Here is a 10,057-nt window from a genome sequence, read left to right as displayed (position 1 = left end):
TGTAAATCAAATAAGTTTATAATAATCCACAATTAAAATGTGGATTGTAAAAAGAAAAAAAGTAACAAAAAAAAGAAAAAGGGTAATAGTAGTAATAGTGTCTACTTTTTTCAGGACATGACACAGGTATCAGCTATTCACGTTGTGCGAAAAAGGCAAGGAAGGTGTAATCAAAGCACAAATTAACCCCTGGAGGCAAATGATTATGAGTGTCTTGCAACTTCACCGGCAGATAACTCGTTTATTAAAGAACCTTTATTGTTTTAAATTAAAAAAACGGTCATAACTTGCACCGCTTTTGAAGTAGTATGGACCTTTCAAAATTTGACCCCAATTCGTCAGGCAACCCCAATTATAATATATTCGGGTTACCTGTTACAGAAGAAGAAGCACGCCTCGTTATTCTCCCGGTTCCCTGGGAAGTAACGGTAAGTTATCTTGCGGGCACAGCAAGGGCCCCTGAGCGTATACAAAAAGCCAGCCTGCATGTAGAAATTTTTGATGCCGATGTAAGAGATGGCTGGAAAAAAGGATTTTTTTTGCGTGAGCCGGATAAGAAAATATTATTGAAAAGTGATTACCTGCGCAAAGAATCTGAATTATACATCAACTACATCTCGCAGGGAGGATGTATAGATGAAAACCGCTTTATGTGCAAAACGCTTAAAGAAGTTAATGAAGGCGGCGCTTTTTTAAATCAATGGGTATACGATCAAACAAAAGATTTGCTTGCCAAAGGCAAACTGGTAGGTGTGCTGGGTGGCGACCACAGTGTGCCGCTTGGCTTTTATAAAGCTATCGCGGAAAAGTATAGTGATTTTGGCATTTTGCAGATTGATGCACATTGTGATTTGAGAGAAGCATATATGAATTTAAAATACTCTCATGCTTCTATTATGTATAACGCACTTACGGAAATTCCCCAGATGACCAAATTGGTACAGGTAGGTGTTCGGGATTATTGTGAGAGCGAATGGAATTATATCAATAACAGTAACGGCAGGATAATCGCTTACTTAGATAAAAAAATTAAAGAATCAATATTCGAAGGGCAGACCTGGCAGCAGATAACCAGTGATATTATCAGCAACCTGCCACAACATGTTTTTATCAGCTTTGATATTGACGGGCTGAACAGAACTTTATGTCCGCATACGGGCATGCCGGTGCCGGGTGGTTTTGAGCTGGAACAATTATCTTACCTCTTCCGTAAAATACTCGAAAGCGGCAGAACACTTATCGGCTTTGACCTATGCGAAACCGGCGTGAGCAGCAATGAATGGGATGAGAATGTTGGCGCAAGAGTATTATTTAAATTATGTAATTTAATGGTAGCAAAAAACTAATGGTGGCTCCGGAAAAACAAACAGATCTTTTTCAATACATCCTCATCATTAAAAAAGAGAAACCTCTTAATATTGATTTGATCAGCATATTACTGTGCTTTATTTCTTTCGCTTTTTTTATTTATCACAGTTTTTTGCAAAATAATTTCGTAAGTGTGGTTTTCCTGGGGGCTTTGCTTATTCCCGTAACAGTTACCCGCTCTGTATGGCTTAAAAAGAAATCAGGCAAATCATCCATCACTTTTAAACATCCTTTACTAATAACCGGTATCATATGGTTATTTATACCAGGATTGCGGTGGTTTTTTATCCTGTTTGTTTTATTTGTTTTATTTGATCATCAGGCCCGTCATCCGCTTGAGATAGGTGTATCAGATGAGCAGATCGTGATCAATACTTTCTTCAGGAAAAGATACAGGTGGAGTGATTTTTCAAATGTTATCCTGAAAGACCACCTGCTGACGCTTGATTTTAAAAACAACAAAGTACTGCAGAGAGAAATCGAGCCATATCTCAGCAATGTGAACGAAAAGGAGTTTAATGCGTTTTGCGCGGAGCAGATTCAAAAAGGCTGATAGCTATCAGCCGTCAGCTCTCGGTTTTACATCGTTAATAAAATAATTAGTTTGCATGTCATCAAATTCTTTTGAAGAAGGAAAAGTTTTACTGATCAATAAACCATTACACTGGACATCATTTGACGTGGTGCGGAAAATCCGCAACCGCATCAAAATTAAAAAGGTTGGGCATGCCGGCACGCTTGACCCGCTTGCAACAGGGTTATTGATTGTTTGTACGGGTAAGTTTACCAAAAAGATAAACGAATATATGGCGCAGGAAAAAGAATATACCGGTACTATTACACTTGGCGCCACTACCCCAACCTACGACCTGGAAAGTGAGCCTGAAAATTTTAAACCGCTGGATAATATTACACCTGAAAAAATATTTGCCGCCACAGCATCATTTACCGGTGAAATACAACAGGTGCCGCCTGCGCATTCCGCTATAAAAAAAGATGGCAAGCCGGTTTATCTGCTGGCGCGTAAAGGCAAAGATGTTCAGTTGGAGCCACGCACAATCCATATAAAAGAGTTTGCTATTACTAATATTGAAATGCCCCTGGTATATTTTAAAGTTACCTGCTCAACAGGAACATATATACGCAGTCTGGCGAATGACTTTGGCGCAGCATTAGGCTGCGGCGGACACCTGAGCAGCTTATGCAGAACCAGGATTGGAAATTATGCTGTTGAAGCATCGCAGACAATGGAGGAGTTTTTAGAAGAATGTGAGGAGGAAGATAGAAGGGAATAGGCAGAAAACAAACACCCATAGCCGAAAGCTGACGGCTGATGCTGATAGCTAACAGCTCTCAAAACGGATACCCTATACCAAACTGAAATGTTGGTGTTCGCATATTACTTTTTATAAACCATCCGTCATCAGTTGGTTGTATATGTGCATCAGAAGCATACAAAGGATCTTTAAGCCTCCAGCCCAGGTCAAATCTCAGCAGGAAATACCGGAAGTCCAGTCGCAGACCTGCCCCTCCTGCAACAGCAATATCAGCATAAAGCCTGTTTGCCTTAAACACACCATACTTAAATTCAGGATCGGCAGATTTCCTGACCCATACATTACCTATATCGGTAAATAAAGCGCCTTTCAGCCAATATCCGTATACAGGAAAAATATCAAACCTGTATTCAATATTCGCTTCAAGCTGGATATCTGCATAACGATCATCAAATCTCTTTTCCACAAGCGTTGTATCATTGTAACTCCTTACCCTCAGTGTATCATAAAATATACTTGAACCGGGGCCTAATTTCCGGAGCCGCCATCCGCGCATACTATTAGGTCCTCCGGCAAAAAACTGCCTGAAAAATGGTAAACTGATATCATTATCATTCCTGCTCTCCGTTTTAAACCCTACCCCGTAACCTGCAAAAAAGCGAAAAGCCCATGATGTTTTTGGACCAGTGAGATAATGCCTGTAATCAGTGCTCAGCTTTATAAAACGGTACAGATCCTGCAATGCTTTACCCGAAGCTGTTAAATTTTTAAAGAGTTCTCCTAATATTAATCCTGACTCTTCGCCATAAACCCTTATAATACCAAAACTCCTGGGATTAGCCGGGTTAAGTCTCCGGGTATACGTTGCATTTATACCTATAATCAGTCCATCATTATAGGAGTATCTCAATAAAGGATAATCATCAAGCAGTTGCTGAAAGCCTTCTCCTTTGTCATAAATACGGGTGTACTCTATATTGGGAAACCTCACCTGCCACCCTGCATCAGCATTTCTTTGAAACTCATACCCTATATAAGCATTAACAGTATTGATCTTATAATATTTATACCTGTCAATATAAGACCCGTCGAGGGTTATAAAGCTTTTTGCATTGACCAGTTTTTTCTCATCCCGGATTTTAAACGGTGTAAGCAGGTATGGAAAAATAAGTTTATTGCTCAGGCTTATTTCAGACGATAATATTTTACTGAAATCCGTAAATTCAACTCCTGTTCTCAGCGTGTTTTGTAATTGAAGCGCCTGCTTTGCAACATTCCTGTTTTTTAACTGAAAATTTATTGCCAGTCCTTTATTGCCTGCATTGTACAATTGATTTTGAGCAGACAAAATGCTTGAACCTTCAAAATCAATGCTGAAAGCGTACTTTTTTGCCGGCACCATTCTTATGTAAAAATCTGCGAGCGCCTCGCCAAGCGAGTCTCGGGGACGACTGACAATATTTACATTCTGCCAGGCTTCAATGCGGTTAAAATTCAGCAGTGTTCTGTTATAGTTAGAAACCCGGTATAAGTCTCCCGGCTTAAGTGCAACACGTTTTACAAGAAATGAAGGTTTAAACAGATCATACCTGCTGTAAATCCTGTAATCGCCCTGTTTTACCATTTTAATACCTGCTCTCCCACCCTGCAACAACTCTACGGGCTCATCAGGAAATATACTTACGTTCCCAACTTTATACAAGGTGGTGATGGTAGAATCCTTAACAGGCACCTGCAATATATTAACACTGATCTTAGGATCCTGTATTCTTTTTTGTGCTTCAACCTGCAAACGGATAAACTCAAAAGGATCAGCGGTAGGATCAATCAGTGAAATATCAACCGTATCCAGTTCAGCTTTGATCATTTCACGGTTTATACGGAAATAGCCATTATCCCTGAAAATGTCAACAAGCCGGTTTAATTCATCATCTACCAACTGCCGGTTGAAGTCGTTAGATTTTTTAAGCAGAGCCCCTTTACTGTTATTCATTGCAAGCTCCTGCAAAGTGGTATCCCGGAAAGAATAGATTATGGTATCTATATGAAAAAGCCTGTTGGTATTCACATTGTACACAACTTTCATTCTAAGTTGGTCAGGCTTATCTGCAACTGTATCAATCCTGCTCCAGTCTGCTGTTACCTCACTGCGGAAATAGCCTATATTATGAAGCAGGTTGGTCATATTCAGCACAGATTGTTTTACATAGTTGCTGTCGAAAACAGGGGGTCTATTTAAAACAGAACGTATAAACCAGCTGCTTTTAAACTGGGGTTTCACGCTGTCTTCTATCTGTGTTTCAAGCCTTGCTTTGAGTTCTTTCTTATCAGGTGGTATATCCTTTCCGGTAAACGCTATTTCGTTGGCAAAAACAAAAGGTTTGTTGGATTTATATTTCCTGACTATCGTGCATGAGGAGAAAAGCAGAAGAATAAAAAAGAGATGTAAAAAAAAAGAAGGACGTATTTTCGTTGGTGAAACAGACATAAATTGTAATAAGGTGCTCAGCAAATCCAGGGTCAAATATATTCAAACTTTATTCCATAAAAAATTCAGAGATGAGGAGAAGCGGTTTATAATAGAAGGCCCTAAAATTATTAACGAATTTTTGCTTGCATCTCCCCTCATGGTCCATGAAATTTTTGCAAAGGAAGAATGGATACAATCAAACGGGAATGCGCTTCACAATATTCATAATGATAAACTTACGGCTGTAACCGATGATGATTTAAAAAAAATATCCGGGCTGCCCTCTCCTAACCAGGTACTGGCGATTATTGAAAAGCAGGAATACATTTTTCCTGAAGTTTCCGGAAATGAAAATATTTTAATGCTCGATGAGATACAGGACCCCGGTAATATGGGCACTATTATCCGTATTGCTGACTGGTTTGGCATCAATAAGATAGTGTGCAGCAAAACCTGTGCAGATATATACAACCCAAAGGTTATCCAATCAACAATGGGCAGTATTTTACGGGTAAAGGTGTTATATACCGATCTTTTAAGCTGGTGCAAAAATCACGCTTTTTTACCGGTATATGCTGCTACATTACATGGCACATCAATTTATGAAATAGCCAATATTACCCCTGGTATTATTTTGATGGGCAACGAATCAAAGGGCATCAGGCCCGAGCTCCTTTCATTGAGCACAACTAAAATTACCATCCCCCGAATTGGCGAGGCTGAATCACTGAATGCCGCTGTTGCTGCAGGAATAATACTCTCTCATTTCACCCAAAAAACCGTGCCGCGCTGATTTTCCCACGCTCTTTTTTAAGTTAAGATTTAAGTATTAATGATTAAAAAGCGAAATATTTAAACTGCTGCGCTGTTTTACCTTTGTAAAAAATTATTTTATGGCTGTACAATGGAAAGGGGTGTTTCCCGCATTAACTACCAAGTTTACTTCAAATGATGCATTGGATCTTCCATTATTTGAAAAAAACCTCGAAGCACAGATTGAAGCAGGTGTGAGTGGTATTATTTTAGGTGGCACGCTGGGCGAAGCCAGTGTACTTACCGTAGATGAAAAAGAAACGCTGGTAAAATTTGCTATTGATAAAATCAAGGGCCGCATACCCGTTATATTAAATATTGCCGAAGGAGCAACACGCGAAGCTGTTAACCAGGCCGCCTTTGCCCGTAAGTGGGGCGCGGATGGATTGATGTTGCTGCCCCCCATGCGTTATAAAAGCGATCACAGGGAAACTGTAACTTATTTTACCACTGTTGCCAACTCAACTGATCTTCCCCTGATGTTGTACAACAACCCGCATGATTATAAAATTGAGATCACACTTGATATGTTTGATGAACTTGTACCGGTGAAAAATATTGAAGCGGTAAAAGAATCAACAAGAGATGTTACCAATGTAACACGCATGCTAAACCGTTTTGGAGATCGCTTTAAAATTTTGTGTGGTGTTGACACAATTACTTTTGAAGAACTGGCAGCAGGTGCAGATGGGCTTGTAGCAGGTTTGGTTTGTGCTTTTCCTGCGGAAACCGTAGCAATATACAACCTGGTAAAAGCTGAAAGATATGCTGAAGCGCTGGCTTTATACCGTTGGTTTATGCCATTGCTTGAGCTGGATATTCATCCCAAACTGGTGCAGTATATTAAACTTGCAGAATCAAAAGTTGGATTGGGCAGTGAATATGTAAGAGCTCCAAGGCTTCAGCTTGCAGGCAAAGAAAGGGAGCAGGTACTTGCCACTATCGATAAAGCATTAGCCAGCAGGCCGGTATTGCCGGAAGATGCGTTGGTAACGGTGTAAAGTAAAAGGTATAGGGCGTAATGCATATACCCGTTATAATTATCCTGAAAAAAAATCAGCCGCAAATATGCATGAGTATCTTACTGCATGCACAGGCTCTGTTATTTACGATATAAGTATCTTGCAGATCCTAAAAATAATTATTTAGTAATGAGTGATATTAATGTTGTAATGCAAAATGCAGCGGATGCGTTTAAAGCGTACTCCGTTTTAGCACCTGCTGTAAAAGTTGATTTTTTAAACGAGATTGCCGCGCAAATAGAAAGCGCAAGAGAAGTGCTGGTTAAAACAGCAAATGAAGAAACCAATTTGCCTTTACCCAGGTTAAATGGTGAGCTTACGCGAACCACCAATCAGTTAAAACTCTTTGCCAACCTTATTAAAGAAGGAAGTTGGGTAGAGGCAGCGATAGACACTGCAGACAAACAACGGACTCCTCCAAAACCGGATACAAGAAAAATGTTATTACCCGTAGGACCGGTTGTTGTTTTTGGTGCAAGCAACTTTCCTTTTGCCTTTTCAACCGCCGGTGGAGATACAGCGAGCGCTTTAGCTTCAGGTTCAACTGTAGTAATTAAAGGGCACTCTGCTCATGCCAAAACTTCATCGCTTGTGTTTGATGCTATTAAAAAGGCAATAGAAAAATGTGGTATGCATCCATATACGGTTCAGCATGTACTTGGTTCCGGCAGTACCGTCGGCAAAGCTTTGGTGCAACACCCTGAAACAACCGGTGTTGGTTTTACCGGTTCACTCAGCGGCGGTACTACATTATGGAAGCTTGCCAACGACCGCGAAAGGCCAATACCTGTATTTGCTGAAATGAGCAGTATTAACCCGGTTGTTTTTTTGCCGGATACTTTAGAAAAAAATACCGAATCATTAGCTAAAACTTACGCGGCTTCAATAACGCTTGGCATGGGGCAATTTTGCACCAATCCCGGGTTATTGCTTGCTGTAAAAAGTAAAGTCCTGGATGATTTCCTTGCTTTATTAGGCAATGAAATTGAAGCCATTACACCTCAGAAAATGCTGCACAAAGGCATCCAGGAATCATTTACAAAAGGTTTGAACGAAGCCCTTGCACAGAAAGGCATCCGGAAAATAGGTCAAGCTGCACAAGAGCCTGGCGATGGTGAGGCATACCCTACTGTTGCGGGTGTATCAGCAGATATTTTCTTACAAAATCCTCATTTGAGAGAAGAAGTGTTTGGACCATATTCTTTAGCTGTAATATGCAACGATAAAAAGCAATTAACAGAAGTGCTTACTTTATTGAAAGGGCAGTTAACTACTACGATAATGGCAACTGATGCCGATATTGAAGCGCATGATGATATTATTAAATTGCAGCAAACACTTGCCGGCAGAATTATTTTGAATGATGTGCCAACAGGTGTTGAAGTTTGCGCAAGTATGGTGCATGGCGGGCCATTTCCTTCTACCACCGATGCAAGATATACCTCTGTAGGTACAACGGCTATTAAACGTTGGGTACGCCCAGTTTGCTTTCAGGGTTTTAAAGATAGTATGCTTCCTGATGCGTTAAAAAACAGTAACCCGTTAAATATCTGGCGAATTGTTAATAATGAATATAGCAATACAGGTTTATAGTTTGTGGTTTATGGTTTGTGGTGCCAATAAACTATAAGCACGGAATTTCAAACATACCGGGAATGAAAAAAACTTTTTTTTGTATTGATGCGCATACCTGCGGTAATCCTGTTCGGCTTGTAGCTGGTGGCGGCCCGGTATTGCAGGGTAATAATATGAGTGAAAAAAGGCAGCATTTTTTAAAAGAGTACGACTGGATAAGAAAGGGACTGATGTTTGAACCGCGTGGGCATGATATGATGAGTGGAAGTATATTATATGCACCGCATGATACAGCTAACGATGTTGCCGTATTATTTATTGAAACAAGCGGCTGCCTGCCAATGTGTGGACATGGCACTATCGGCACCATTACCATCGCGTTGGAAGAAGGATTAATAACTCCCAGAACACCAGGCACTATAAGAATGGAAGCGCCTGCAGGACTGGTTAATATTGCTTACACGCAGGAAGGCAAAAAAATAAGAACAGTTAAGCTCATTAATGTACCGGCTTACCTTGCCGCAGAAGGATTAACAGCTGAATGTCCTGAACTTGGCGAGCTAGTAATAGATGTATCATATGGTGGAAATTTTTATGCCATTGTAGATGTACAAAAAAACTTTAAAGGACTGGAACATTATGCTGCTGATAAACTTATTGCCTGGGCCAGGGCATTACGCAAACGCATCAATGAGAAATATAGTTTTGTTCACCCTGATGATCCAACAATCAATGGATGTTCACACGTTTTATGGACCGGCGCCGTACTGGATAAGACGTCTACCGCCCGAAACGCGGTATTTTATGGAGACAAAGCAATAGACAGAAGTCCGTGCGGCACCGGCACATCTGCGCGAATGGCACAATGGTATGCTAAAGGCAAACTAAAAAAGGGGGATGAATTTATACACGAGAGTATCATAGGCTCAAAATTTATTGGCAGGATTGAGGAAGAGCTCACCCTGCATGGCAAACCGTCCATCCGCCCAAGCATTGAAGGCTGGGCAAGGATATATGGATATAACACTATCACTATCGATCCTGATGACGACCCATATGCGTATGGCTTCCAGGTGATATAAATTTGAAATTTGAAATCAGCCAAGAAGCTGTTTAAAATTATTTTTTTTAATAAACCCTGATATATTTCCTGCCAAGAATTCCGGTGTTCGCATCGGCGAAACAGGATTTGCTACACAAAGAGCCACAAAGCATACACAAAGTTACACAGAGCGTTTTATTATTCTTTGTGGCTCTTTGTGCAGCCTTCGTGTACCTCTGTGAAATAACCAGGTTGTCACACCGGAATTATTCGTAATAATGAGTGTGATTCTTGGTTAAAAGTGTACGCAATCATTATATCAAAAAATCTCCGCAATCGTTTTTAAACAGCTTCTAAGAGAATAATGTCTTGTCCTAGCATAAGTAGACAGATTTAAGAACAAAAAAATCTGTAATACCATGACAAGAGATGTCCAAACGGTGATCCGGTATAGTATTAGCTTTAAGCAAAAAGTAGTCAGAGAGTTAGA

Annotated in this window: 8 protein-coding genes; 7 read left to right on the top strand and 1 reads right to left on the bottom strand. The window is 40.3% G+C overall.

Translation table 11 applies throughout. The features are described from left to right. The first annotated feature begins 308 nt into the window (after positions 1–308). The 3 genes from DC498_RS25495 to truB all read left to right on the top strand — a co-directional run bounded on the left by DC498_RS25495 (position 309) and on the right by truB (position 2,663). Positions 309–1,346 carry an agmatinase family protein gene (locus DC498_RS25495; RefSeq protein WP_116876950.1) on the top strand — a complete coding sequence of 346 codons (1,038 nt, stop codon included), beginning with the start codon at positions 309–311 and terminating at the stop codon, positions 1,344–1,346. A gap of 134 nt (positions 1,347–1,480) precedes the next feature. Continuing rightward, complete coding sequence (locus DC498_RS25490) at positions 1,481–1,921, top strand: hypothetical protein (RefSeq protein ID WP_133176982.1); 441 nt, start codon at positions 1,481–1,483, stop codon at positions 1,919–1,921. 55 nt (positions 1,922–1,976) lie between these two features. Next, positions 1,977–2,663 (top strand): tRNA pseudouridine(55) synthase TruB, encoded by a 687-nt coding sequence (truB, locus tag DC498_RS25485; RefSeq protein WP_116876948.1) that lies wholly within the window; start codon positions 1,977–1,979, stop codon positions 2,661–2,663. Between the two features lie 58 nt (positions 2,664–2,721). Here truB and tamL read toward each other — a convergent pair whose 3' ends face one another. Further along, on the bottom strand, positions 2,722–5,133 hold the full coding sequence (gene tamL, locus DC498_RS25480) for a translocation and assembly module lipoprotein TamL (RefSeq protein ID WP_116876947.1): 2,412 nt from the start codon (positions 5,131–5,133) through the stop codon (positions 2,722–2,724). A 13-nt stretch (positions 5,134–5,146) separates the two neighbouring features. Here tamL and DC498_RS25475 point away from each other — a divergent pair, with 13 nt between their 5' ends. The 4 genes from DC498_RS25475 (at position 5,147) to DC498_RS25460 (ending at position 9,607) form a co-directional block, all read left to right on the top strand. Continuing rightward, the gene (locus DC498_RS25475; RefSeq protein WP_116876946.1) at positions 5,147–5,908 is read left to right on the top strand and encodes a TrmH family RNA methyltransferase; all 762 of its coding nucleotides are present in this window, start codon (positions 5,147–5,149) and stop codon (positions 5,906–5,908) included. A 100-nt stretch (positions 5,909–6,008) separates the two neighbouring features. Next, positions 6,009–6,929 carry a dihydrodipicolinate synthase family protein gene (locus tag DC498_RS25470; RefSeq protein ID WP_116876945.1) on the top strand — a complete coding sequence of 307 codons (921 nt, stop codon included), beginning with the start codon at positions 6,009–6,011 and terminating at the stop codon, positions 6,927–6,929. A gap of 150 nt (positions 6,930–7,079) precedes the next feature. Beyond that, on the top strand, positions 7,080–8,543 hold the full coding sequence (locus DC498_RS25465; RefSeq protein WP_116876951.1) for an aldehyde dehydrogenase (NADP(+)): 1,464 nt from the start codon (positions 7,080–7,082) through the stop codon (positions 8,541–8,543). A gap of 62 nt (positions 8,544–8,605) precedes the next feature. Beyond that, a complete protein-coding gene (locus tag DC498_RS25460) occupies positions 8,606–9,607 on the top strand; it encodes a 4-hydroxyproline epimerase (RefSeq protein ID WP_116876944.1) in 1,002 nt (333 codons plus the stop codon). Positions 9,608–10,057 lie beyond the last annotated feature (450 nt).

Source organism: Terrimonas sp., assembly GCF_003075435.1.
Lineage (GTDB): Bacteria > Bacteroidota > Bacteroidia > Chitinophagales > Chitinophagaceae > Agriterribacter.
Note: the sequence above shows the minus strand (reverse complement) of the source record. Positions and strands in the feature narration are given on the sequence as shown.

Excerpts from the sequence above, each read along its gene's own strand:
- truB (WP_116876948.1), top strand. The coding sequence starts at position 1,977 with ATGTCATCAAATTCTTTTGAAGAAGGAAAAGTTTTACTGATCAATAAA.
- tamL (WP_116876947.1), bottom strand. The coding sequence starts at position 5,133 with ATGTCTGTTTCACCAACGAAAATACGTCCTTCTTTTTTTTTACATCTC.
- DC498_RS25460 (WP_116876944.1), top strand. The coding sequence starts at position 8,606 with ATGAAAAAAACTTTTTTTTGTATTGATGCGCATACCTGCGGTAATCCT.
- DC498_RS25465 (WP_116876951.1), top strand. The coding sequence starts at position 7,080 with ATGAGTGATATTAATGTTGTAATGCAAAATGCAGCGGATGCGTTTAAA.
- DC498_RS25470 (WP_116876945.1), top strand. The coding sequence starts at position 6,009 with ATGGCTGTACAATGGAAAGGGGTGTTTCCCGCATTAACTACCAAGTTT.
- DC498_RS25495 (WP_116876950.1), top strand. The coding sequence starts at position 309 with ATGGACCTTTCAAAATTTGACCCCAATTCGTCAGGCAACCCCAATTAT.